This is a genomic window from Enorma sp., from assembly GCF_982429025.1.
On sequence record NZ_CEWCAA010000033.1, the window covers coordinates 1 to 24,577 of the forward strand.

General features: G+C 62.0%; 19 protein-coding genes. 12 read left to right on the top strand and 7 right to left on the bottom strand.

Features of this window, described 5'->3' with window-relative positions; translation table 11 throughout:
* The 7 genes from xseA to AC1VS5_RS06580 form a co-directional block, all read left to right on the top strand.
* On the top strand, positions 1-1,404 hold a 1,404-nt coding region (gene xseA, locus AC1VS5_RS06550), incomplete at its 5' end, for an exodeoxyribonuclease VII large subunit (RefSeq protein WP_481218111.1).
* A 12-nt stretch (positions 1,405-1,416) separates the two neighbouring features.
* Entirely contained in the window at positions 1,417-1,683 is a 267-nt protein-coding gene (gene xseB, locus AC1VS5_RS06555) for an exodeoxyribonuclease VII small subunit (RefSeq protein WP_481218112.1), read from the top strand.
* 32 nt (positions 1,684-1,715) lie between these two features.
* Entirely contained in the window at positions 1,716-2,105 is a 390-nt protein-coding gene (locus tag AC1VS5_RS06560) for a histidine triad nucleotide-binding protein (protein WP_481218113.1), read from the top strand.
* An 84-nt stretch (positions 2,106-2,189) separates the two neighbouring features.
* Positions 2,190-3,359 (top strand): acetate/propionate family kinase, encoded by a 1,170-nt coding sequence (locus AC1VS5_RS06565; protein WP_481218114.1) that lies wholly within the window; start codon positions 2,190-2,192, stop codon positions 3,357-3,359.
* Positions 3,360-3,501: 142 nt separating this feature from the next.
* Positions 3,502-4,389 carry an energy-coupling factor transporter transmembrane component T gene (locus AC1VS5_RS06570; protein ID WP_481218115.1) on the top strand — a complete coding sequence of 296 codons (888 nt, stop codon included), beginning with the start codon at positions 3,502-3,504 and terminating at the stop codon, positions 4,387-4,389.
* Positions 4,362-6,032 (top strand): ABC transporter ATP-binding protein, encoded by a 1,671-nt coding sequence (locus AC1VS5_RS06575; protein WP_481218116.1) that lies wholly within the window; start codon positions 4,362-4,364, stop codon positions 6,030-6,032. Before AC1VS5_RS06570 ends, AC1VS5_RS06575 begins: the two co-directional genes overlap by 28 nt.
* Positions 6,017-6,805: an ECF transporter S component gene (locus tag AC1VS5_RS06580; protein ID WP_481218117.1), complete on the top strand. Its 789-nt coding sequence runs from the start codon at positions 6,017-6,019 to the stop codon at positions 6,803-6,805. The genes AC1VS5_RS06575 and AC1VS5_RS06580 overlap by 16 nt, the downstream gene beginning before the upstream one ends.
* 223 nt (positions 6,806-7,028) lie before the next feature.
* On the opposite strand, the gene pta is transcribed toward AC1VS5_RS06580, so the two are convergent.
* Positions 7,029-8,015, bottom strand: coding sequence for a phosphate acetyltransferase (pta, locus tag AC1VS5_RS06585; protein WP_481218118.1), 987 nt, complete (start codon positions 8,013-8,015; stop codon positions 7,029-7,031).
* Positions 8,016-8,215: 200 nt separating this feature from the next.
* Between pta and glf the strand changes: the two genes are divergently transcribed.
* Both glf and AC1VS5_RS06595 read left to right on the top strand, forming a co-directional pair.
* The gene (glf, locus tag AC1VS5_RS06590) at positions 8,216-9,418 is read left to right on the top strand and encodes a UDP-galactopyranose mutase (protein WP_481218119.1); all 1,203 of its coding nucleotides are present in this window, start codon (positions 8,216-8,218) and stop codon (positions 9,416-9,418) included.
* Entirely contained in the window at positions 9,411-10,442 is a 1,032-nt protein-coding gene (locus AC1VS5_RS06595; RefSeq protein WP_087186007.1) for a glycosyltransferase family 2 protein, read from the top strand. The genes glf and AC1VS5_RS06595 overlap by 8 nt, the downstream gene beginning before the upstream one ends.
* Positions 10,443-10,624: 182 nt before the next feature.
* On the opposite strand, the gene AC1VS5_RS06600 is transcribed toward AC1VS5_RS06595, so the two are convergent.
* From AC1VS5_RS06600 to ppk1, 6 genes are all read right to left on the bottom strand, one after another.
* Positions 10,625-12,082, bottom strand: coding sequence for a basic amino acid/polyamine antiporter (locus AC1VS5_RS06600; RefSeq protein WP_481218120.1), 1,458 nt, complete (start codon positions 12,080-12,082; stop codon positions 10,625-10,627).
* A gap of 82 nt (positions 12,083-12,164) precedes the next feature.
* Positions 12,165-13,181: a P1 family peptidase gene (locus AC1VS5_RS06605; protein ID WP_481218121.1), complete on the bottom strand. Its 1,017-nt coding sequence runs from the start codon at positions 13,179-13,181 to the stop codon at positions 12,165-12,167.
* A gap of 30 nt (positions 13,182-13,211) precedes the next feature.
* Positions 13,212-13,844, bottom strand: a complete 633-nt coding sequence (locus AC1VS5_RS06610; protein WP_481218122.1) for a Maf family protein — start codon at positions 13,842-13,844, stop codon at positions 13,212-13,214.
* On the bottom strand, positions 13,841-14,386 hold the full coding sequence (locus AC1VS5_RS06615) for a DJ-1 family glyoxalase III (protein ID WP_019128527.1): 546 nt from the start codon (positions 14,384-14,386) through the stop codon (positions 13,841-13,843). Before AC1VS5_RS06615 ends, AC1VS5_RS06610 begins: the two co-directional genes overlap by 4 nt.
* Before the next feature lie 119 nt (positions 14,387-14,505).
* Positions 14,506-15,819 (bottom strand): 23S rRNA (uracil(1939)-C(5))-methyltransferase RlmD, encoded by a 1,314-nt coding sequence (gene rlmD, locus AC1VS5_RS06620; protein ID WP_481218123.1) that lies wholly within the window; start codon positions 15,817-15,819, stop codon positions 14,506-14,508.
* A 764-nt stretch (positions 15,820-16,583) separates the two neighbouring features.
* Complete coding sequence (gene ppk1 / locus AC1VS5_RS06625; protein ID WP_481218124.1) at positions 16,584-19,439, bottom strand: polyphosphate kinase 1; 2,856 nt, start codon at positions 19,437-19,439, stop codon at positions 16,584-16,586.
* Positions 19,440-20,056: 617 nt separating this feature from the next.
* Between ppk1 and arcA the strand changes: the two genes are divergently transcribed.
* The 3 genes from arcA to AC1VS5_RS06640 all read left to right on the top strand — a co-directional run bounded on the left by arcA (position 20,057) and on the right by AC1VS5_RS06640 (position 24,120).
* On the top strand, positions 20,057-21,298 hold the full coding sequence (arcA, locus tag AC1VS5_RS06630; protein WP_144687765.1) for an arginine deiminase: 1,242 nt from the start codon (positions 20,057-20,059) through the stop codon (positions 21,296-21,298).
* 103 nt (positions 21,299-21,401) lie between these two features.
* The gene (gene argF, locus AC1VS5_RS06635) at positions 21,402-22,397 is read left to right on the top strand and encodes an ornithine carbamoyltransferase (RefSeq protein ID WP_019128523.1); all 996 of its coding nucleotides are present in this window, start codon (positions 21,402-21,404) and stop codon (positions 22,395-22,397) included.
* A 145-nt stretch (positions 22,398-22,542) separates the two neighbouring features.
* The gene (locus AC1VS5_RS06640; RefSeq protein WP_303213811.1) at positions 22,543-24,120 is read left to right on the top strand and encodes a YfcC family protein; all 1,578 of its coding nucleotides are present in this window, start codon (positions 22,543-22,545) and stop codon (positions 24,118-24,120) included.
* The last annotated feature ends 457 nt before the right edge of the window (positions 24,121-24,577 follow it).

The window sequence follows — 24,577 nt, forward strand, 5'->3', positions numbered from 1 at the left end:
CAGGGGGGCTTTCCGTGGGAGGGCCCGGATACCCCAGCTGCCGCCAGCCGCGACGATGAGGCGCTCTCGGTATCGCAGGCCGTCGAGCTTGCTGCCGGCGCGCTTGACGCGCTGCCGACGCTAACCGTCATAGGTGAGGTCACGGGGTTTCGCGGCCCTAACGCACGAAGCGGTCACTGCTATTTCCAGATCAAGGATGACGGTGCGGCGGTCGACTGCATCATCTGGCGCGGTGTGTACGGGAAGCGGTCCTTCGACCTGCGCGACGGCATGCAGGTCCAGTTCACGGGCAACTTCAACCTGTACAAGCCCACGGGGCGCATGAGCTTCGTGGCAAAGACGTTCTCGCTGGCGGGGGAGGGGCTGCTGCGTCAGCAGGTGGCTGCGCTTGCCGAGAAGCTTCGCCGCGAAGGCCTTATGGACGAGGCCCGCAAGCGCCCCATCCCTGCGTTCTGCACGCGCGTGGCCGTGGTCACGTCGCTTTCGGGGGCGGTGATCGACGACGTGAAGCGCACGCTCCGTCGGCGCAACCCGTTGGTGGAGCTTGTGTGCGTCGGAGCCAAGGTCCAAGGTGAGGGGGCGCCTGCCGAGCTCATATCGGGCCTAGGGCGCGCGGCGGCCATGAGGCCCGCCCCCGATTGCATCCTGCTCGTTCGCGGCGGCGGATCCTACGAGGACCTCATGACCTTCAACGACGAGGCGCTCGCGCGTGCGGTGGCGTCGTGTCCCGTTCCGGTTGTGACGGGCATCGGGCACGAGCCGGATACCTCGATCTGCGATATGGTGAGCGACCGGCGCTGCTCGACGCCCACCGCTGCGGCGGAGTCGGTGGCCCCTGCCATGAGCGACCTAGCGGACCTCCTTTCGTCGCGCGGGCATCGTCTCGCGCTCGCGGCGTCATCGAGGGTCGAGGGCGCCCGCGTGCAGATCGAGGGCCTGGACGGGCGCATATCGAACGCCATGGCCTCGCGGCTCAAGGGGCTCGGCGCCGCGCTCGACGCGGCCGCATCGCGCCCCTGCCTCAAGAGCCCTCAAGCTATCGTGGAGCGCCGGCGCGCCGAGCTCGCGCAGACCGCCGACCGCCTGGCTGCGAGCACATCGGGCTTCGAGGTGCGCGGCCATGCGCTTGCGCTCGCATCGGAACGCCTGGTCAATCAGGGCCGCAGCCTGCTGCGAGCACGGTCGGCAGAGCTTGCGTCCAGCGCGGCTTCGCTCGAGGCGCTTTCACCCCTCAAGGTCCTTGCGCGCGGGTACGCCATCGCCTACGGGGAATCTGGCGTGGCCACCAGTGCCGCCTCGTTTGAGCCGGGTGCGCCTGTTCGCGTGCGCATGGCAGACGGCGACGTGTATGGATCGGTAACAAAGGTGGAGATGCTCGATGCGCGGGCATCCCGGCACGAATAGAAAGGTACGGCTATGGCAGAGCAGAAAAAGGTCGAGGAGCTGACCTACAAAGAGGCTTCGCAGGAACTCGAGCGAATCATTCGCTCCCTTGAGTCCGGCGATATGGAGCTCGAGGAGTCGCTTGAGAGCTATACGCGCGGCGTCGAGTTGCTGAAGAGCCTTCGCAGCCGCTTGAGCGAGGCCGAGCAGAAGGTCTCCATCCTTCTTCAGGACGTTGATGGCACGGATACCCTCGTGCCCGCCGACGCAGCTTCTATCGACGACAAGCTGAGCTTCTAGCTTGCCCTGCGAGGCAGGCGCGGCGCGCTACAATGGGAGCAACGGGGCCGCACTGGGACCCATTTCGAAAGGAGCTCGCTTTGACCGACACCGACTGCATCTTCTGCAAAATCGCGTCCCACGAGATTCCCTCGACCATCGTGTACGAGGACGATCTGGTCATCGCGTTCGATGACCTTTCTCCTCAGGCTCCCGTGCACACGCTGGTAATTCCCAAGGATCACTACCGGGATATCACGGACGGCGTGCCGGCGGAAACGCTCGCTGCCATGACCCATGCCATCGATGAGGTGGCGCGCGTGAAGGGGCTTACCGACGGCTTCCGTGTCATTACCAACAAGGGTGCGGATGCCGGGCAGACGGTCATGCACTTCCACATGCATGTTCTCGGCGGAAAGCCGCTTGGCGAAGGGCTTCTCTAGCCGCCGCCCCGATGGTGATTCGGGGTATGATTAATCCTATGCAGCGTCTATATGCGGTCCAACCGCCCGACCAGAGGGAGTCACATGAACGTTCTCGTTATCAACGCAGGCAGCTCATCGCTTAAATACCAGCTGCTCAATACCAAGACGCGTGAGGTGTTTGCCAAGGGCAACGCCGAGCGCATCGGAATCGATGGGTCGTTCATCGGCCATAGCGAGCATGGTGGCCCCAAGGCCAAGACCCCGGTCGAGCTGCCGGATCACCGCACCGCTTTGCAGGAGATCTTCAAGCTGCTCAAAAGCGTTGACGTCAAGATCGAGGGCATCGGCCACCGCGTGGTCCAGGGCGGCTGGTACTTCCCCGAGTCGGCTGTCGTGACCGACGAGACGCTCGCCCAGGTTCGCGAGGTCGCGCCCCTCGCGCCGCTCCACAACTATGCGGAGGCCGACGTCATCGAGATCTGCCGCGACATGTATCCCGAGCTTGGCAACGTGATCGTGCCGGACACCGCATTCCACTACAACATGCCCGAGCACGCATGGCGCTACGCCCTTCCGCGCGATGTGGTTGAGAAGTACCACATCCGCAAGTACGGCGCGCACGGCACGAGCCATCGCTATATCTGGCGTACGGTCAACGAGTTCACGGGCGGTTCCACCCGCAAGCTCGTGAGCTGCCATTTGGGATCGGGAGCGTCGCTTTGCGCCATCGAGGACGGCCGTTGCATGGACACCACCATGGGCCTCACCCCGCTCGACGGCCTCATCATGGGAACGCGCTGCGGCACCCTCGACCCTGCGACGGTCTTCTATCTCTACCGCGAGGCCGGCATGTCCATCGATGAGATCGACACCATGATGAACAAGCAGTCCGGCCTGCTCGCCGTCTCGGGCCTTTCCTCCGATTCGCGCGATATTCGCGCCGCCGAGCACGATGGCGACGAGAAGTGCATCATGGCCATCTCCATGTACAACTATCGCTGCGCTCAGCTCATCGCCGAGATGGCCGCATCGATGCAGGGCATGGATACGATCGCCTTCACGGCGGGTACCGGCGAGGGCTCGTCCGAGATCCGCTACAAGGTCTGCGACCTGCTCGGCTGGCTGGGCGTGAAGATCGACCCCGAGCTCAACGAGATCCAGTCCGACGACGCGCGCGTTATCTCTGCGCCCGACTCTGCCGTCAAGGTGCTCGTGGTGCCCACCAACGAGGAGCTTATGATCGCCCTCGACGTCGAGGCGCTGCTGGGCTAGCCGGCACATCTCACAGGGCGGCCGCGTAGGACGTCCAGCGGTTAACGTTCGGCGTGCGCGAGCTCATGGAATTGTTTGCAGGGGTCTGCATGCGTTATGCTTGCAGACCCCTTGTCTATCATGCGGAGATGGGAGGTCAGGAATGAGAGACGTGTTTTCGACGCTTCACCCGGGTGTGCTCATGCTCTATTTTGCCGGCGTCATCGTGTCGAGTATGTTCATCATGCATCCGGTGTGCCTGGCCATCTCGCTGCTCTCTGCAACCGCATATGCGCTCTATCTTGGCCGGCGGCGCGCCCTCCGGTTCGTACTCACGGCGGCAGTTCCCATGCTGGTGCTGTTCGCGGTGCTCAATCCCGTGGTCAACCATGCCGGGGACACCGTGCTTGCCACGGTGCTCGGCGCGCCGCTCACGTTGGAGTCGATTGCCTACGGTCTCGCCGCAGGCGGTATGTTCGTCTCGGTCATCACGTGGTTCTACTGCTGTAACAGGGTAATGGCTTCCGACGCGGTGCTCTATCTCTTTGGCGGGATTGCGCCCTCGCTCGCCCTGCTCGTCACGATGGTGGTCCGGCTCGTTCCGCACCTGGGCGCCCGCGCCCATGCTATCATCCGCGCTCAGCGAGGTGTTGGCTGCGACGTGGGAGAGGGGACCGTCGTGGAGCGGGCGCGCCGCGGCCTCAAGGTCATCTCCATCTTGACGAGCTGGGCGCTGGAGAGCTCCGTCGACGCTGCCGATTCCATGCGTTCGCGCGGGTACGGTTTGCCGGGGCGCACGCGCTGCGCGGCGTACCGTTTCACCGTGCGCGACGGCGTGGTCGCCTCGATTATCGCGATTGCAGAGGCCCTCGTGCTTGCGGGGTCCCTGGCGGGAGCTACAGCCGTTTCGTACCTTCCGGCAATCGTTCTTCCCGCTGCTGGCGCGCCGGAGGGTTTCGTGTACGCTGTCTGGGGCCTGCTCTGCCTGCTTCCGTTTGCTCTCGATTGTTGGGAGGGGCTCGCATGGGCGCGCTCGATGTCACGGGCTTAACGTTCACGTATCCGGGTTGCGAGGAGCCTGCACTGCTCGATGTGCGGTTCTCGGTTGCCTCAGGAGACTTCGTTGTGGTGTGCGGCCGCTCTGGGTCCGGCAAATCGACCCTGCTTCGTCATATGAAGGCTTCGCTCGCCCCCCACGGTGAGCGCACGGGTGGTGTTGCGTTCTTCGGCACTCCCATAGAAGAGGTGGACGAGCGCCGCCAGGCAGCCGAGATCGGCTTCGTGCTCCAGGACCCCGATAGCCAGTTCGTCTGCGATACCGTTGCCCATGAGCTTGCGTTCGGGCTTGAAAACCTTGGCGTTCCGGGACCCCAGATTCGCTTGCGCGTCGCCGAGATGGCGAGTTTCTTCGGAATCCAGGACTGGTTCGATGAGGAGGCATCGAGCTTATCGGGCGGGCAGAAGCAGCTTGTGAATCTCGCCGCCGTGATGGTGCTCCAGCCTCGTCTGATCGTGCTCGACGAGCCGACTGCGCAGCTCGACCCCATGGCGGCAACGGAGTTCTTCGACACGCTTCGTCGAATCAACAGGGAGCTTGGAACGACGGTCGTGCTCTCTGAGCAGCGGCTAGAGGAGGCACTGCCGTGGGCCGACCGGGTGCTTGCGCTTGAGGGCGGGCGCGTGCTCGCCTACGACGAACCGCGTGCCGTTTGCCGCGCGCTCGCCGCGGCGGGTAGCGATATGTTCCAGGCGATGCCGACTGCCGCGCGGGTGTGCGCCGCGGTGGAGGGTGCTTCCCTTCGCGATTCCGAACACGTGCCGCTTACCGTGCGCGACGGTCGGTCGTGGCTGGTTCAGCATCAGCTTCATGGGGATGTCGAGGTCCCTGAAGCGCCGCGTCGTTCTTCGGAGCGCCCCATGGTCGAGCTCAGGGAGGTGTGGTTCCGGTACGAGAAGGGCAGAGACGACGTTTTGCGTGGCTGCACGCTCGCGGTGGATCGCGGCTCCTGGCATTGCATCGTGGGGGCAAACGGCGCCGGTAAATCGACGATGCTGGGGGTCGTTGCCGGTCTCGACCGCCCGTACCGGGGGAAGGTGCTCGTGGACGGCCGCCCCGTGCGCAAGATTCCTGCACGGGAGCGCTACAAGGGGCTGCTTGGCGTGATGCCGCAGAACCCCCAAGCGCTTTTCGTTGAGCGGACCGTCGGGTTCGACGTGGGGGAGATGCTCTCGCCGGCGCTGGATACCACGGCTCAAGCGGCAGAGGTGCGCCGCGTATGCGAGCTCGTAGAGATCGAGCACCTGCTTGACAAACACCCCTTCGATCTCTCGGGTGGGGAGCAGCAGCGCGTCGCGCTCGCCAAGATCTTGCTCCAGGCCCCGCGCGTGCTCTTGCTCGACGAGCCCACGAAGGGGCTTGACGCTCCGTTCAAGCGCAAGCTTGCCCAGATCATCCATTGCTTGCAAGACGATGGGGTAACCATCATCATGGTTTCTCACGATATCGAGTTCTGTGCGCGGAATGCCGATGCATGCTCGCTGATGTTCGCGGGCGAGATCGTCCATACGGCGCTGACTCGATCCTTCTTCGCGGGCAACAGCTTCTACACGACCGCGGCGAACCGCATGGCGCGCGGTATCGTGCCCGCCGCCATCATCGATGAGGATGTGATTCGAGCTTGTCAGATACGATAGGGGCGCCATCGGGGCGAGAAGAGCGCAAGACGCCGCGGAACTGGCGTACCTTGGTCGCGCTCGGCGTCATCGTTGCGCTTTTTGCCTTTTTGCTGGCGAGCGGCGTTCGCCTGCAGACGGCAGGCATCTCGTTCAGCGTGGCCGGCGTCGATGTTGAATGGCGCCTCTATTATCTCGTTGCATTGCTCATCATCGTGGGTACGATGATCCCCTTCTTCGTGGTATTCGAGCGCAGGCGTTCCCAAGCGCGCGAGCTCGTGGTGCTGGCTACCCTTTCGGCGCTTGCCGTGGCGGGGCGCGTCGCGTTCTTCTTCCTGCCGCAGTTCAAGCCGGTCTGCGCTATCGTGGTGATAGCCGGTGCCTGCTTTGGCGGGGAGTCAGGTTTTCTCGTAGGCGCCGTTGCCGGATTCGTATCCAACTTCTTCTTCGGACAGGGCCCGTATACGCCATGGCAGATGTTCTGCTTCGGCATCGTGGGCTTCGTTGCGGGCCTGCTCTTTTACAAGGGGCCCCTCAAGCCTACGCGCGGTGCGCTTTGCGTATATGGAGGCATTTCGACGTTTGTGCTGTATGGGGGCGTGATCAACCTGGGATCGCTTCTCATCATGGGCATGCCGCTCACCCCGGCGGCGATCATCGCGTGCTATGCGAGCGCACTGCCCTTCGACCTCGTCCATGCAGCCGCGAGCGTCTTTTTCCTCTTCGTGCTCGGCGTTCCCATGCAACAGAAAATCGAGCGCATCAAAACCAAATACGGCCTCATAAGTCCATAGGCTCTGCATCAACAATCTGGTTTGTTACCCACGCACGATCCCGCCCTTTTCAAGGCTCCGCCTTGAAAAGCAGGGTCCAGCTCCCTCTCAGTCTCTCACCCCTACAGCGCTGAGTCGTGGGTGCAGCCCTCCCGGTGGTTGTCTGCGAGCGATTCCGCAGGAATTCGGCGCGCCGAATTCCGAGGACCAGCGAGCGGACAACCACCGGGAGGGCGTCGGGAGCCTACGCGCTCAGCTGCGCCTGCACGCAGGTAATCGCCACCACGCCCACGATGTCGTCGGCGGAGCAGCCGCGAGAGAGGTCGTTCACCGGCTTGGCGATGCCCTGCAGGATGGGGCCGTAGGCCTCGGCCTGGCCGAAGCGCTGCACGAGCTTATAGCCGATGTTGCCAGCGGCAAGATCGGGGAACACCAGCACGTTTGCCGACCCGGCAACCGTCGAATCGGGGGCCTTGAGCTCGGCCACCTTGGGAACGATGGCGGCATCGAGCTGCAGGTCTCCGTCGATAGCGATCTCAGGTGCCTTCTCCTTGCAGAAGGCAACGGCTTCCTGCACCTTCTTGGCGGTATCGCCGCCAGCCGACCCCATCGTGGAATAGGAGAGGAGCGCTACCTTGGGCTCGACCTCGCCCATGAAGGTCTTCCAGGAGTGGGCGGAGGCGATGGCGATCTCGGAGAGCTCATCGGAGGTGGGGGCGATGTTGAGGCCGCAGTCGGCGAAGATCACGGTGCCGTTGGCGCCGAAGTCCGGCGTCTGGGTGCACATGACCATGAAGGCGCTCACGAGCTTGGTGCCGGGGGCGGTCTTCAGGATCTGAAGGGCGGGGCGCAGCGTATCGGCGGTAGAATGGCACGCGCCCGAGACGAGGCCGTCGGCGTCGCCCATCTTCACCATCATGGTGCCGTAGTAGGTGTTATCCATGATCTGCGCGCGGGCCTGCTCGATGGTGACCCCCTTCTTCGCGCGAAGCTCGGCGAACTTCTGCGCATAGGTCTCATGCTTGGGGGCCGTGGGGCTCTTGGGGTTGATGATCTGCGCGCCGGGCGCGTCGATCTCGGCGGGGTCGCCCAGGATCACGATATTGGCCAGGCCCTCCGCAATGATCTTTTTGGCGGCCTCGATGGTGCGCGGGTCCTCGCCCTCGGGCAGCACGATGGTCTTCAGATCCTGCTTCGCCGTCTGCTTCATGCGGTCTAGGAAGTCACTCATAGTTCTCCTCGAGTTTCAGGCTCGGCACCCACGACGGGCACCGTCTCGGTCGTCGAACCGAGCGATTGCCTCCATTGCCGCGGCATGTTGAGCTTTCCTTGTGTGGCATGACCATTATAGGGCGCTGAGCGCTATAATCGCTTAGATAATTGACGGATCGGCAATCGATCGCAGTCAGAAAAACCCTGCAAGGAGCATGTATGCAGATCTCTAACGGTCTTCCGGCAACCTTCAACCCCGATGCGTACGACATGATCGTGGTGGGTGCCGGGTACGCCGGCTCGGTATGCGCGCGCCGTGTGGCGGAGGGCGCTGGATTTCGCGTCGCGGTGCTCGAGCGCCGCGAGCACATCGCGGGCAACGCCTACGACTACGTGAACGACGAGGGCATCCTCGTCCACAAGTACGGTCCGCACATCTACCACACCTACAGCGAGCGCGTGCACGAGTTCCTCTCGCGCTTTACCAAGTGGACGGATTACCAGCACAAGGTGCTTGCCAACATCCACGGCACCCTTATGCCCGTTCCCTTCAACCACACGAGCCTCAAGCTCGCGTTCGGCGAAGACCGTGGCGAAGAACTGTATCGCAAGCTCGTTGACACCTTCGGTGAGGACAAGAAGGTCCCCATCATGGAGCTCCGCCAGAAGAACGATCCGGACCTCCAGGAGGTCGCGGACTATGTCTACGAGAACGTCTTCCTCTATTACACGATGAAGCAGTGGGGCCAAACGCCCGACCAGATCGATCCGTCGGTGACCGGCCGCGTTCCCGTGTTCATCGGCGATGACGACCGCTACTTCCCGCAGGCTCCCTATCAGGGCATGCCCGAGGATGGCTACACCGTTCTGTTCGAGCATATGCTCGACCACGACCTCATCGACGTGTTCGTTGGCGTCGACGCCCGCGATATCTTCACGCTCGATGAGAACAACGTGAGCGTTTGCGGCAAGGTCTATGGCGGCGAGATCGTCTATACCGGTCCCCTCGACGAGCTCTTCAACCTCGACCTTGGCGCGCTTCCGTACCGTACGCTCGATATGCAGTTCGAGACGCTCGAGCAGGACCAGTTCCAGCCCGTTGGCACGGTGAACTACACCACGAGCGAGGATTTCACCCGCATCACCGAGTTCAAGAACATGACCGGTCAGGTGGTTCCTGGAAAGACCACCATCATGAAGGAGTTCAGCCACGCTTACGAGCCGGGCAGCGGCCAGACGCCCTACTACGCGATCATCGATTCTAAGAACCGCGCACTGTACGAGCGCTACCTTGAGCGTGTCCAGAACCTCACGAACTTCCATCCGGTCGGTCGCCTTGCCGAGTACCGCTACTACGACATGGACGCGGTGACCGATTCTGCCCTCGAACTCTCCGACGAAATCATTTCCTGCCATGCATAAAATCATCTCTTTCGGTATTCCCTGCTACAACTCTGCCGCCGACATGGACCATTGCATCACCTCGATTCTCGAGGGGAGCAATTTTGCCGAAGACATCGAGATCATCATCGTCGACGACGGCAGTAAGGACGAGACGCCCGCCAAGGCCGATGAATGGGCCGCGCGCTATCCGAGCATCATCAAGGTGGTTCACCAGGAAAACGGTGGCCATGGCATCGCGCTGCTCGCCGGCCTGCGCGAGGCGCAGGGTACGTACTACAAGGTCGTCGACTCCGACGACTGGCTCGACGCTGCGGCGCTTTCCACCATGTTGAGCCTCTTGCGCGGTTTCGAAGAGCGCGACATGCGCGTTGACCTCTTCATCTCGAATTACGTGTACGAGAAGGTTTACGAAGGCAAGCACGTGACCATCAGCTACCACGGTGCCCTGCCCCGTAAGAAGGTCTTCACGTGGGATAAGATCGGATATTTCCGCCCCGACCAGAACCTGCTCATGCACAGTCTTTGCTACCGGGTCGACGTGCTGCGCGAGGCCAACCTACCGCTTCCGGCTCACACGTTCTACGTGGATAACATCTATGCCTACGTGCCGCTGCCGCACTGCAAGACCATGTACTACGCCGATATCGACCTCTATCGCTACTTCATCGGGCGCGAGGGGCAGAGCGTGAACGAGGCGACCATGATTCGCCGTCTCGACCAGCAGTTCCGCATCACGCGCATCATGATGAACGCGTATCACCTCTATACCGACGTGAAGGAACCGCGCCTTGCGTCCTATATGATGGGGTATTTCACCATGATGATGTCGGTGTGCTCCATCTTCTCCAAGCTTTCGGAGGAGGATCGCTGGAAAGAGGAGAACAAGCGCCTCTGGGCCGAGCTCAAGGAGTACGACGAGCGCATGTACCGCCATGCGCGCTGTGGCATCTTGGGCATCGGCACGAACCTGCCCACGAAGGCGGGGGAGAAGGCCTCGATCGGGCTCTATCGCGCAGCGAGCAAGATCTTCAAATTCAATTAATATCGCTCCCGTCGGTGCCCGGGTATATCGTCCCGTGCTCAAACATACTCGAAGGCCCGGCAGCGCCGGGCCTTCTGCGTAACTGCGCGCGGAACGATATGCCCGGGCACCTGCTCGATATGCACTTGCGCAGATTTGGGCGGTAGGATGCCCCGGACATCGCCCGCTGTCTGGCGTTTTCGCTAGATCGTGATGTACCCGGTGGCGAGGAGCGCCACGGCGATGACGGCGACGACGACAATGAAGGCGGCAAGCAGCTTCTCTCGGCCGGTCATGATGGTCGCATGGCCATAATCGCGGCGGGCCTTAACGTAGAACGCAAGGCCTGGTACATAGGCGATACAGCAGAGCATAAGCAGGTCTACGCCTGCAAGCAGGATGGCTACGACGAGGAAGGCGGTGGCAAACGCCGAAAGGGCGAGCGCCGGCCCGGCATGCTCGACATCGCGATGCTTCGCAAGCTTGACCATATAGGCTGATGCGAGCGCCCATGAGATGACAATCGAGGCGGTGCAGAGGGAATAGGCGAACTGGTACGCCGCTTCCGAGAACAGCATCACGATCGAGAGCAGCTGGATCATGCATCCGGTGACGATGAGGCAGATCGTGGGCGCGTTGTGGGCGTTGAGCTTTCCGAACGAGCGGGGGAGCAGTTCCATGCGCGCCATGCGATTCATGGCCTCCGAGGCGAGGATGGTGTAGGAGAGCCAGGCGCCGAAGATCGAGATGACGAGCCCGCCCGAGATGAAGGCGCCGCCCCAGGGCCCGACGACTTCTTGGAAGATGTGGGCCATGGACGGAGACCCCATCTGCAGCAGCTCGTCGCGCGTGAGGTAGCCGTAGGGGAGAACCGATGCCGCAACGTAGATGACAACGAGCGCCGTCACCCCGAGAATCGTCGCGCGCGACACATCGCTTTTGCGCTCGGCGCGGTGCCCGAGCACGCTCGCGCCCTCCATGCCGACGAACACCCACATCATGACCATGAAGCAGTTGATGATCTGGGAGCCCACGCTTCCGGGGGCATCGGGTCCGCCAAGGTTGTTGGCGAGGGTTCCCCAGAAATCGGCGGTGAAGACATCGAAGCTGAACATGAGCAGCATCGCGACGATGAACACGAAGATGGGGACGAGCTTGCAGATCATCACGATGGCGTTTACCACGGAAGCCTCTTCGATGCCGTGATTCACCAAGAGCACGATGAGCCAGTTCACCACGGAGATGAACACCACCGCGCCCACGGTTAGATCGCCGGCGAACGGCGGGAAGAAGTAGCCGATGGCGGTGGCGAGCATGACGCCGAACGCGACGTTGCCAATCCAGATGGAAAGCCAGTAGCCCCATCCGGAAACAAATCCGACGAAGGGGCCGAAGCCCTCTCGGGCGTAGGCGACGATGCCGTCAAGGTCGGGGCGTGCGAGGGAGAGCTTGCCGAATGTGTTGGCAAGCGCGATGAAACCGATTCCGGTGATAAGCCATGCGATGATGGCGGGACCGGGTGCTGCGGCGGCAGAGATATCCGTCGAGAGGGCGAAGACGCCCGAGCCGATCGAGGAGGAGATGACGAGCGCGATGAGGCCTATGAGCCCGATGCCCTTCTTGTGCGGCGCGGTCGTGGCGGTCTCGTTCGTCTGGTCCATGGCAAGCTCCCAATCCGTCCAAAAATACAGGCAACCACTTTTAGTACTGCTGTAACGTGCTAAAAGGTTGCCTCAATATTCATTATGATACGGATTTGGCTACATCTTTATACGAAGGGGCGCCATGAATTCCGTCAGCGGTCATGCATCCGGCGCAGATGGCCTCTTCGAGCGCGCGGGTGGCGGCGAGGCCCATGAGGTCGATGGGAATATCGATGCACCCAAGTTCCCCGGAGGCGAGGACGTAGATGGTGTCGCCGTCATTCGAGGTGTGCGTAGGACGGATTGTGTGCGCGTAGGCGTCGGCAACCATCTGCGCGACTTTGGTTGCCTGGGCCTTGGTAAGCCGGGCGTTGGTGATGATGCACGAGATGGTGGTGTTGGTGCGGTCGAGCGGCATGGAGAGGCCGTCTGAGTCAGCGAGCATGGCTTCTTCCATGCTGACGATCTCGAGGCTGTCCGGTGCGCTGCGCATGCCCGCGATGAAGGAACCGGTGCGCGGATCAACGACGTTACCGCAGGGATTGACGACGGCGACGGCGCCAACGCGAAGCAGGCCGAGTTCGATGGCACGTGCGCCGAGGCCGCCCTTCATGAGCATGCTCGGTCCGCGGAGCTTGCCCACCGTGGCTCCGGTTCCGGCTCCCACCGTGCCCTCGGGAACACAGGTGCTGTCACCGTCGAGGGCTGCACGGGTCGCGCTGATGCCCTCCTGAACGCCGGGACGGACACTCGCATCGCCGAATGCGAGGTCGAAGATGCAGCTCGAGCACACGATGGGCACTCGCGTCGGGCCGACATCGAGCCCGATACCGCGAGCCTCGAGTTCGCGTGCCACGCCCGATGCAGCCTCGAGGCCGAAGGCTGAGCCGCCGGATAGGCAGACGGCATGCACGACATCGACCGTGTTCTCGGGGCGAAGCAGGTCGGTTTCGCGTGAAGCCGGTGCTCCGCCGCGCACGTCGACGCCTCCCGTGGCACCTTGTTCTGCAACGATGACGGTGCATCCCGTGGCGGCGTCCCGATTCGTAAAGTGGCCGATGCGGAACCCTTCGATGCTGCTGATGGGAATGGGACGGTAGTGCTCAGATGCCATCATATTCGTCCTTTCGCGGTGTGAGCGCGCTCGTTATGGAAGCGTGATGCGGGGGCCAAGATGCCTGGCCAACTCGGCGATGGGAAGTCCGACGACGTTGTAGTAATCGCCTCGAATACCTCGAACGAGCATCCGCCCCCCGGCGCCCTGGATTCCATAAGCCCCGGCCTTGTCCATGGGTTCGCCGCTTGCCACATACGCCTCGATGTGAGCTTCGGAGAGCGGGTAGAACGAGACGTCGGTGACGGCGACGAACGAATCGATTTCTGTTGCAGGCGGCGTGCCTTCGTGTGCGTCCCGCGGCCCGGAGGCTGGAGGCTCGGTCTTTCGGAGCTCGCCCGTGGCAATGCAGACGCCCGTTGCTACCTGGTGAGTCCGCCCCGAAAGCAAGCGGAGCATCCGTTTGGCATCTTCGGTGTCGCGTGGCTTGCCCAAGATCTCGCCATCGATGGTAACGATGGTATCGGCGGCGATTACGAGCTCGCCGGGGGCAGCCATCTCGCTGGCTACGGCCTGCGCCTTCGAGCGGGCAAGGCGCTCCACGAGGGCAAGGGGGTGCTCTCCGGGACGCGGTGTCTCGTCGATGTCTGCAGGTTTAACCGTGCAGGCATAGCCGGCCTCCCGCATGAGCTCGATGCGGCGCGGAGATTGCGAGGCGAGGATCATAGCTGGATGCCCTCGCGCACCTTCTCTACGGCTCGCTCACCGGCGATATCGCCGAGCACGGCGAGTGCGAACGGCAGTGCCTGGCCCATGCCGGACGCGGTGATGATGTTGCCGTCTACAATGACGGTCTTTTCGCCCGCAAACGTGCCTGCGGGGAAACTCTTATCGAAACCGGGGAAGCAGGTGGCACGGCGTCCGACCAGAAGCCCGAGCTCGCCGAGAATGGAGGGGGCGGCGCAGATTGCGGCGACATGCTTTTTCGTGGCAAACTCGCGCACGAGGTTGCACACGCGCTCGTCACGGCGCAGGTTGGTCGCGCCGGGCAGGCCGCCGGGAAGCACGATGTAGTCATAGTCGTCGAAGTCGACCTCTTCGAGGGTGCAGTCGCAGGTGATTTCGATCTGCTGCGAGCTCACGGCGTCGCGAGTCGACATGGTTGACACGAGGGAGACGCGCACGCCGCCTCGCCGAAGCACATCGACCATCGTGAGACATTCGATTGTTTCAAATCCATCGGCAACGAGCACGGCGACTGCGCTCATAGGGGCTCCCTTCAAACGTATGCGTCCTGCGATCTTCGCAGATTTCAGACGAGTTATACCCGAACTGCGCGGGCGCAAGACACGAGATGCGGCGATGAGCCTACCGTATGGACGCAGTGCTAGGCTCGCGAAAGGTGCACGACAGTCTCGCAGTGATACGTTTGCGGGAAAAGGTCTACCGGCGTGATCGCCGTCGCCTTGAACGTTCCGTCTTCGCGGAAACGGGCGAGGTCGCGCGCCAGCGTCGCCGGATCGCAGGATACGTAAGCGACGTCGCGCGCGGAGGTGCCAGCGATGAGCTCGATGGCTTCGGCCGCAAGGCCGGCGCGCGGGGGGTCGACCACGAGCACGTCGGCATCGTCGCCGGGGAATTCGCGCACCGCGTCGCCTCCGATCGCGTCGACGTTGTCGAGTCCGGCGCGCTCGATGTTGCGGCGCAGGTCCCGAACGGCGGGGCCGTATGATTCGACCGCTGCGACCCAGCTGCACCGGCGTGCGAGCGGCAGCGTGAACGTACCCGCACCGCAATACAGATCGAGCGCAACGTCGTCGGGCCCGGGCTTGAGGGCGTCGACGACAAGCTCGATGAGCAGCTCGGCTGCAGCAGTGTTGACCTGGAAAAATGAGGGCGCGGAGATGCGCATGGTTTCCTCGCCGATCCGCTCTGTCCAAGACCCCTGGCCAGCGAGAAGCTCGTTTTTCTCTACGCGCCGTGCCGCGCGGTCCCCCTTGGTGAGTACGCGGACGACGCTCGTGGGTTTGACGGCGTCATCGAGCACGCGTGCCACGTGGGCACGCGGGAACCCGCCCGTTGGGGTCCAGAGCGCAACTTCGAGCGCTTTGGTGCGCCGGCTCGCTCGAATGCCCACGCGCTCAAGGTTGAGGTCGCGCGAATTACCGAGATAGGAGAGGGCGCCCGTGACCGCCTTGATTGCCTTGGACGCAGTGCTCTCGAATAGGAGGCACCGATCAACCTTGATGACCTGGTCGGGGTCGATGCCATGCATCCCAAGTCGAAGGCGACCGTTTTCGCTGTGCACGCCGAGCTCGACCTTGTTGCGGTAGCCCCATGCATCCTTCGTGTAGCGAATCGGCTGCACGAGGTCGTTGATTTCTTCGGGGGTGAAGTGGCCTATGCGCTGGAGCGCCGAGCGCAGGTTTTCTTCTTTAGCGTGCAACTGGGTCTCTCGACCGAGCGCTCCCCAAGGGCAGCCACCGCAAACACCCACGAAGGGGCAGGGTGGCGTGACGCGCATCCCGGATGGTTCGATGATATTGGTGGCTCGGGCTCGCGAGAACGATGGACCATCTGAAGTTAGCTCGGCATCTACCACGTCGCCGACGACGCCGCCAGCAACGAAGACCGTCTTGCCTTCGTCGGTATGCGCGATGCCATCGGCACCGTAACCCATGCGTTCAATGGTGAGCCTCATGAAACCCCTTCGATCGTATCGTTCGTCAAAAGTGTAGCTGAAAGCAGCGGTTAGGGTTGCCGGTGCGCGCGGCTCCTCTCGAATCGCAGGCCTTCATCCACATGTTGCGAATGCGGGTGCAGGCACCGGTGGTGCTAGCGCAGCGCGATTGCCATGGAAATAGAATTTAATGCACCCGCTATTGGCGAATTAGTATCCAAAAATGCGCTAAGTCGGTCTTTTTGTGTGGGAAACGGCGGTGCGAAATCCTTGTCGCCCTGGTAGACGGTTTGCTTCCAACCCCTTTATCAGGGCGGTGGGCGGAAGGCACCTTCGTTATCGCAGGAGCAAAGACCGACTTAGCGCATTTTTGGCTAGAAATCGAAAAGGTGGGAGGGCATTAAATAGAAGTGTGTGGGCATTAAATAAGAGAATCGTTTTGCGGCTCATCGGATGGCCTTGCGGTCGATCATTTGGAACGGCAAGGACACCACGTATCGCACGCGGGTGTTGGGCGCTCAAAAACTGGGAGGCCCGGCATTCATTCCAGTGCGTTCCGCCTGAGCCAATGCTTCGCTTATGCGAGCGCCCGCGGCAAACCCCGTGAAGATAAGGGGGGGTTTGCGGCGGGCGCTCGGGTTGGTGTATGCGGCAAACGCGTTCGTTGGCGTACGACGATCAGGTCATGTCTTCCAGCGTTTCCGATCGCGCTCGAAAGCACCACTATCGGTTTGGCTCTCGGCATGGGCGCCGGGTCGCTTCCGATAGCGCTCGGCTCTGTACGCCTACTTGCCGCGCTCTTCGGGCGTGCCCACGAAAAGCGTTTTGAGGCCGATGCCGATAAGGGCGAGGCCTGCGCGGAAGCGGCCGGGCTTGCGCTTGGCAAGCGTAGTGGTGGCGGCAAAACGAGCCGAGCTGGAGGCTTTTGCCTGCTCACTATGCTCGTCTTCGGGGTCTATAACCGTTGCTTTCACGCTGGTCGCTTGCGCCTTTTGGGTGGTTGCGGGCGGTGCTACGGGGGTCGCCTTCGGCTCGGCGCCGGAAGATGGTTCGGTTGCTGCCGCGGGCGGTTCGGGCGCAACGTCCGCCGATTGCGACGTCGTATGACGATCGGAAACCGCTTCGGCTTCCTGCGCAGCTTGCTCTGCAGCAGAGGAGCGTTCGGCTACGTGACCTATCGCGGGGTCGATGCACGCGCCGTCCGCCTCTGCGGTAGATGCGGGCGCCGTGGCAGGCGCCGTTGCTGCTTGAGCGCCGTCGATGCCGGCGGCTTCGGCGCCGGTGCCAGTGCCGTCGGACGGCGCGACGCGAGCGTCGGCAGCTGCCACGGCTGCTGCCTCTCGTTTCTGCTGCGCCACCGCGCGCGCGGCCGCAGCAAGCACCGCCTTCGCTGCCTCGTAGTCTTCCTGGCTCTCGGCTACCTGAGGCTCCGCCTGCTTTTCTTCCTTGTGCTTCCGCTCCGCTGCCGCGGCTGCTCGCGCATAGGCATGCTTAAGCAGGTATTCCTGCGAGTTGAAGGGCATGGCATCATCGCTGCGCTCAATCTTCTCCCAGGTACCCGTATTCGAGAGCTCGCGCGCCTTCACGTTGTCTTCCAGCTGAGCGTGCATATAGCTCTGTACCATCTCGCGGCAGGTGGCGTCGAGCACGGGGTAGGCAATCTCCACGCGGTGCTCGGTGTTGCGCGTCATCATATCGGCGGAAGAAAGGTACACGATATCGTTGTCAATGCCGAAGGAGTACACGCGGGCGTGCTCCAGGAAGCGCCCGACGATGGAGCGAATGTGCACGTTCTCGGTCTTGCCCGCGATGCCCGGCAGCAAACACGAGATGCCGCGAATAATCATCTCCACCTCGACGCCCGCTTGCGAGGCCTCGGCGATCTTGTCGATGACCTCACGGTCGGTGAGCGAGTTCATCTTGAAGAAGACGCGTGCAGGCTCGCCTGCGCGGGCGCGGTCGATTTCACGGTTCAGCCCGTTCATGATGAGCGGTTTCAGGCCTGCCGGCGCTACTCCCAGGTAGCGATAGTCGCCGGAGAGGTTGCCAAGCGCCAGGTTGCGGAAGAACGCGTTCGCATCCTCGCCGATGCCGGGGTGGGCGGTCATGAGCATGAAGTCGGAGTACAGCCGCGCGGTCTTTTCGTTGAAGTTGCCCGTACCCAGGAGCGTGATGCGCGTGAGCGCCATGCCCTCGCGATAGGTGATCTGGCAGATCTTGGAGTGGCACTTGAAGCCCTCGGAACCGTAGATGACGGTGCACCCCGCCTCTTCCAGGCGCTCTGCCCACTCGATGTTGTTCTGCTCGTCGAAGCGGGCGCGGAGCTCCATGAGCACCGTGACCTCTTTGCCGTTCTCGGCGGCATCGATGAGCGATTCGCACAGGCGGCTCTGCTTCGCAACGCGGTAGAGGGTGATCTTGATGGAAATGCACGAGTCGTCGAAGGCTGCCTGATGCATGAGGTCGAGCAGCGGGCTCATCGATTCATACGGGTAGAACAGGAGCTTGTCGCCTTCGATGACCTGCTCGCGCATGGGGCGAGACATGTCGAACATCGAGCTCGTCTGCGGCTTGAAGGGTGGGAAGAGCAGGTCCGCTCGATGGTTGGGCAGATGGTTCTCGACGCTGTAGATATAGCCGAGGTCGAGCGGTGTGGCGTAAGAGAGCACGGAGCGCGCCGGGAGCCCGAGCGATTTGCGGATGCTCTTGAGCGTGGTCGCTTCGAGCGAGCCTTGGACCTGGAGGGCAACCGGCTGGAGGCGCAGGCGCTTCTTCAGGATCTTCTTCATGTGCTGGCGATAGTCCTCGTCTTCCTCGACGCCCTCACCGTCGGGGTCGATATCGGCGTTGCGCGTCACGCGCACCACGGCACGGCCGGCCGGTGCATACGCGCCGAAGCAGCTCGGAAGGCAGGCGAGGATGACATCCTCGAGCAGGATGAAGCGGAACGTGCCCGTCTCGGAGGGCATCGCTACCACGCGGTTCATCGAGGCCGGGACCTCGATGAGGCCGATGAGGTTCTCCTCTTCCTCGCTTTCGAGGGCGCAGACGATATACAGTGCGCCGTTTCGCAGGTTGGGGAAGGGGTGCCGCGGATCGATCACGAACGGCGAGATGACCGGTGACACGTACGACTGGAAGTACCCCTCCACGAACGTGCGCTCGTCTCCGGTGAGATCGTCCGCCCCGATGCGGTAGACGCCGTAGCTCTGCAGCTCGCTTTCGATCTTTTCGACGATGTCGTTCTGCCGTTTGATGAGCGGCGGCAAGCTCGAGAAGATGAGCTCGATTTGCTCGGAGGGGGTGAGGTTGCTCTTGTTGTCGACTGGCTGGCGCTTAAGCGTAGCGAGGTCGGAGAGGCCGCCCACGCGGATCATGAAGAACTCGTCGAGGTTCGATTGGAAGATTGCGGCGAAGTTGAGGCGCTCGAAAAGAGGAACCGTCTCGTCGTAGGCCTCCTCGAGCACGCGGTCGTCAAAGCGCAGCCAGCTGATCTCGCGGTTTTGCGTGTACGAGAAGTCATAGCGCGACGATTTGTCGATGACCTCGGCGCTCTTGCGGCGCTTCCTCGCGCCTTTATCCCTCTTGGGGTCTTTCGGCTTAGCGTCCTTGGTGGCCTTTGCGTCCTTGGAAGATGCCATGGTTGCTCCGTTATCTAGGTATGAGCGCGCCCCCGCGCGCAGTATATATGCATGCAGCTAACTTTATACGTGTTAGCAGATGATTGCAGTGACGTTTCGAAAGCTTTATGAACTGCTTACGTCTTGGGGCAGCGTGCCGGGGGCAACGGAGCCCTGCCGTTCGCGGCACGCAAAAACCGGTGAACGGCACCTGTTCCGTGGGCGAGCGGTGCCAATCGGTCCGTAAACGGTCTAAAATCCGCAATATGTGAATAAAAGCAACTTACGAATGAATATGAAACGAAAGGCAACTCCCTGCTGAAGCTATGGCCCGTGCGTTATAGCTGAAGTAACAATATGCAAATTAATAGCAAAAATATCCATTTGATATGTACGAAAGAAAAAATAGCGTCAATATTTGCCCACGTAATCACTTTATTTAAGCAAAGTGAGCTACGTGTCAATTATTACGAGATATACCGTTCCCCTTTAATTTGATACCGTTGGCGGATGCTTTCGGCATACGTCGAAATATTGGATATAACTATAGCTGTGTGCATACAGCACCCGGGCACCCGGGTGCTTGGCTGGCTGCGCGGGCGAATAGCCCGGCAGCCGAGAAAGAAAGGTAGGAGGACATGACGAAAGGCTTGCATGTAACAAGCGAGATCGGGCAGTTGAAGAAAGTCTGCCTGCATCGCCCGGGCGACGAGCTGCTCAATCTGCCGCCCGATGAGCTCGAGCGCCTGCTCTTCGACGATGTTCCGTTCCTCGAGGTCGCGCAGCAGGAGCATGATCGCTTCGCCGAGATCCTACGCGAGCAGGGCGTCGAGGTGCTGTACCTCGAGAAGCTCGTCGCTGAGGCCTTCGACGCGGTGCCCGAGGCGCGCGCTGAGTTCCAGAAGCAGTGGCTCGAGGAGGCCGGAATCAAGGGTAAGATGGCCCCGCAGGCTGTGAGCGAGCTCCTCGATTCCATCACCGACAATTTCGAGTACGTCAAGAAGACCATGGCCGGTATCACCAAGGCCGAGGTCGAGATGCCGCACACGAGCTCGGTGACCCTCGACTCCCTGGTGAACACCGAGAGCGAGTCCGACCTCATCGTCGACCCGATGCCCAACCTCTACTTCACGCGCGACCCGTTCGCCGTGGTGGGCACCGGCGTTAACCTGAACCGTATGTACTCGGTCACCCGTAACCGCGAGACCCTGTACGGCAAGTACATCTTCAAGTATCACCCCGATTACAAGGATGTCTCGCTGTACTTCCGTCGCGATGCCTCCTTCCACACCGAGGGTGGCGACGTGCTCAACATCAACGAGCACACCATCGCGGTCGGCATCTCCCAGCGCACCCAGGCTGCGGCCATCGACGTCATGGCGCAGAACATGTTCTGGAACTCCGACTCCAAGATCGACACGATCCTCGCGTTCGACATCCCCGTGTCCCGTGCCTTCATGCACCTCGACACCGTGTTCACGCAGATCGATGTCGACAAGTTCACCATCCATCCCGCCATCATGGGCACCCTCAAGGTGTACAAGCTCACCCCGGGCAAGAACCCCGGCGAGGTCGACATCACCGAGACCACCGATACGCTCGAGCACGTGCTCGCTTCGGCGCTCGGCATCGACGCCGTGAAGCTCATCCCCTGCGGTGGCGGCGACCCGATCGCGGCTGCCCGCGAGCAGTGGAACGACGGCTCCAACACCCTCGCCGTCGCCCCTGGCAAGATCTGCGTGTACCAGCGCAACAACGTCACCAACGACGTCCTCTACAAGGAGGGCATGGAGCTGCTCGTCGTGCCTTCGGCCGAGCTCTCCCGTGGCCGTGGCGGCCCGCGCTGCATGAGCATGCCGTTCTGGCGCGAGGACCTGTAACAGTTGGATATTGACGGCGCCCCGCGCCCGGGGCGCCGTCATACTTACTATCAAGGGCACGTGGTGCCCACAATGCACGGATTTCTATTCGAAAGGACTAACCATGGGTGTCAACCTCTCCGGCCGCAGCTTCCTGCGTCTGCTCGATTTCTCCACTGAGGAGATCGAGTACCTGCTCAAGCTCTCCCGTAACTTCAAGGATCTCAAGCGCACGGGCACCCCGCACCGCTACCTCGAGGGCAAGAACATCGTCCTGCTGTTCCAGAAGACCTCCACGCGCACCCGCTGCGCCTTCGAGGTCGGCGCCATGGACCTCGGCATGGGCGTGACCTACCTCGATCCGGGCAGCTCGCAGATGGGCAAGAAGGAGTCCATCGAGGACACCGCCCGCGTGCTCGGCCGCATGTATGACGGCATCGAGTTCCGTGGCTTCGCCCAGGAGGACGTCGAGGAGCTCGCCGCCAAGTCCGGCGTGCCGGTGTGGAACGGCCTCACCGACCTCTGGCATCCCACCCAGATGCTCGCCGACATCCTGACCGTTCAGGAGAATTTCAACTACGACATCAAGGGCAAGACCCTCGTCTTCATGGGCGACGCCAAGAACAACGTGGCCCGCTCCCTCATGGTCGTGTGCGCTAAGCTCGGCATGAACTTCGTGGCCTGCGGCCCGAAGGAGTGCATGCCCGCCTCCGATGTCGTCGATGCATGCGAGCCGATCGCCAAGGCCAACGGCTGCACCATCACCCTCACCGAGGATCCCAAGGCTGCCTGCACCGGCGCTCACGTCATCTACACCGACGTGTGGGTCTCCATGGGTGAGCCCGACGAGGTCTGGACCGAGCGCATCAATCAGCTCGAGGCTTATCGTGTTACCCAGGAGCTCATGGACCTCGCTGATCCTTCGGCGATCTTCCTGCACTGCCTCCCGAGCTTCCACGACACCAACACCACCATCGGCGCCGATATCGCCAAGAAGTTCGGCGTCACCGAGATGGAGGTCACCGACGAGGTCTTCGAGGGCCCGCAGTCCAAGGTCTTCGACGAGGCCGAGAACCGCATGCACACCATCAAGGCCGTGATGTACGCGACGCTCAAGTAGTCTTGGCTGTTCGGACGTTGCCCGGGTGCACCTGTGCCCCGCGCCCGGGCACGTCCTCTCCGCGTCATGACTGGATAGCACGGCACGGCAGCCATGGCGCTTTTTCGACCATCTTCTCCAAATCACAGAAAGGAGGGGAATGATTATGGCTGAAGCTACCAAGAAAAAGCGCGGTATGCTATCGTCCTTCACCATTCTTCTTCTCCTGCTCGCCATCGTGGCGGTCATCACCGTTATCGTGGCGGGGTTTGCCCCCGACCAGGTAACGGCGGCTAAGCTGAGCGACTTCTTCACCGCTCCCGTCAAGGGCTTCACCGATGCTCTTCCGGTCTGCCTCTTCGTGATGATCCTGGGCGGCTTCCTCGGTATGATGACCAAGACCGGTGCCCTCGATAACGGCATCGCTGTGCTCGTTAAGAAGCTCAAGGGCAACGAGCTCGCCATCATCCCCGTTCTCATGATCATCTTCTCGCTCGGTGGTACCACCTATGGTATGTGCGAGGAGACCGTCCCGTTCTACGCGCTGCTTGCCGCCACCATGATGGCCGCCGGCTTCGACCCGCTCGTGGGCGCCGCGACGGTCCTTCTGGGCGCTGGCTGCGGCTGCCTTGGCTCCACGGTGAACCCGTTCGCCGTCGGCGCCGCGGTGGACTCTCTGCGCGGCGTGGGCATTGAGGTCAACCAGGCCATCATCATCGGCCTCGGCGCGGTCCTCTGGATCGCCACGACTGCGATCTCTATCTTCTTCGTGATGAGCTATGCCAAGAAGGTCAAGGCCGACAAGGGCTCGACCATCCTCTCCATGCAGGAGCTCCAGAACGCCGAAGAGGCGCACGGTGCTGCTGCGGCCGAGGTGAACAAGGACGTCAAGCTCACCGGTCGCCAGAAGGGCGTTCTCGTGATCTTTGCCTTCACCTTCGTCATCATGATCTTGGGCTTCATCCCCATCGGCGACCTCAACGCCGACGTTGCCGGCTTCTTCGATGCCGGGTCTGCCTATGAGACCGTTGAGACTGAGATTACGAGCGACGACCTCGCCGCTGCCTATGACGAGTCGAACGGTTCCGTGACCACCATGGACGGCACCGTCGAGGGCGTCTCTGAGTCCGAGGTCCAGACTTCGCAGGGTTGGTCTGCCATCGTTACCGGCCTCCCGATCGGCCAGTGGTACTTCGATGAGGCCTCCACGTGGTTCTTCATCATGGCTATCGTCATCGGCATCGTGGGTGGCCTCTCCGAGAAGGAGATCGTGAACACCTTCATCGCCGGTGCCGCCGATATGATGAGCGTCGTGCTGATCATCGCGCTTGCGCGCGGCATCTCCGTCCTCATGGCAGCGACGGGCCTGGATACCTACGTGCTCACGCAGGCGGCAAACGCGCTCTCCGGCGTGTCCGGCATCCTCTTCGCGCCGCTCGCATGGATTCTCTACTTCGGCCTCAGCTTCCTCATCCCCTCGACCTCCGGTATGGCGACGGTGTCCATGCCCATCATGGGCCCGCTGGCCGCTCAGCTCGGCTTCTCGCCTGAGGTCATGGTGATGATCTTCAGCTCGGCCATCGGCGTGGTGAACCTCTTTACCCCGACCTCCGGCGCCATCATGGGTGGCCTTGCGCTCGCTCGTATCGAGTGGACCACCTGGCTCAAGTTTGCGCTGAAGATCGTTGTGGTGCTCTCTGTGGTGTCCGCGGTCATCTGCACCGTTGCGATTATGGTCCTCTAGCGGCTCTACACTCCTCTCTCACCGCTAGTCGACGTGAACCCTGCGCACCGCTTGTCTCCTGTGGTTCGCAGCGGGTAAGCGTATCGTCGAGCCGGACATGCGCATGGGCGAATGCCCGGTAAGACCCTACCTTTCTGCCCCCTTCCGTACCGTGCGCGGAAGGGGGCGACTTTGTATGTTCCCGGTCCGGCGCGTTGCCAGGCCTGTGGCGCTCGCCGCTTCGCGGAATCAGTCTTCGCGTTCGCATGAGCAAAGGCATTTTCAACTTTTGGGCACTTTAAGCCCGGGCCTTCAAGTATGGTCGTTTATCACTCATCGTTTACCTGCGGGTTTGATGCGTGCTTTGCATTGTCTACTTGGCGCATCGCTGTTTGAGTGCCCAAAAGTTGAAAAGCCGTCTGCGATCTGTGTCCTATGTGGCGGGTTTCGCCCCTGCTCGCCCTATTGTGTGCGGGGA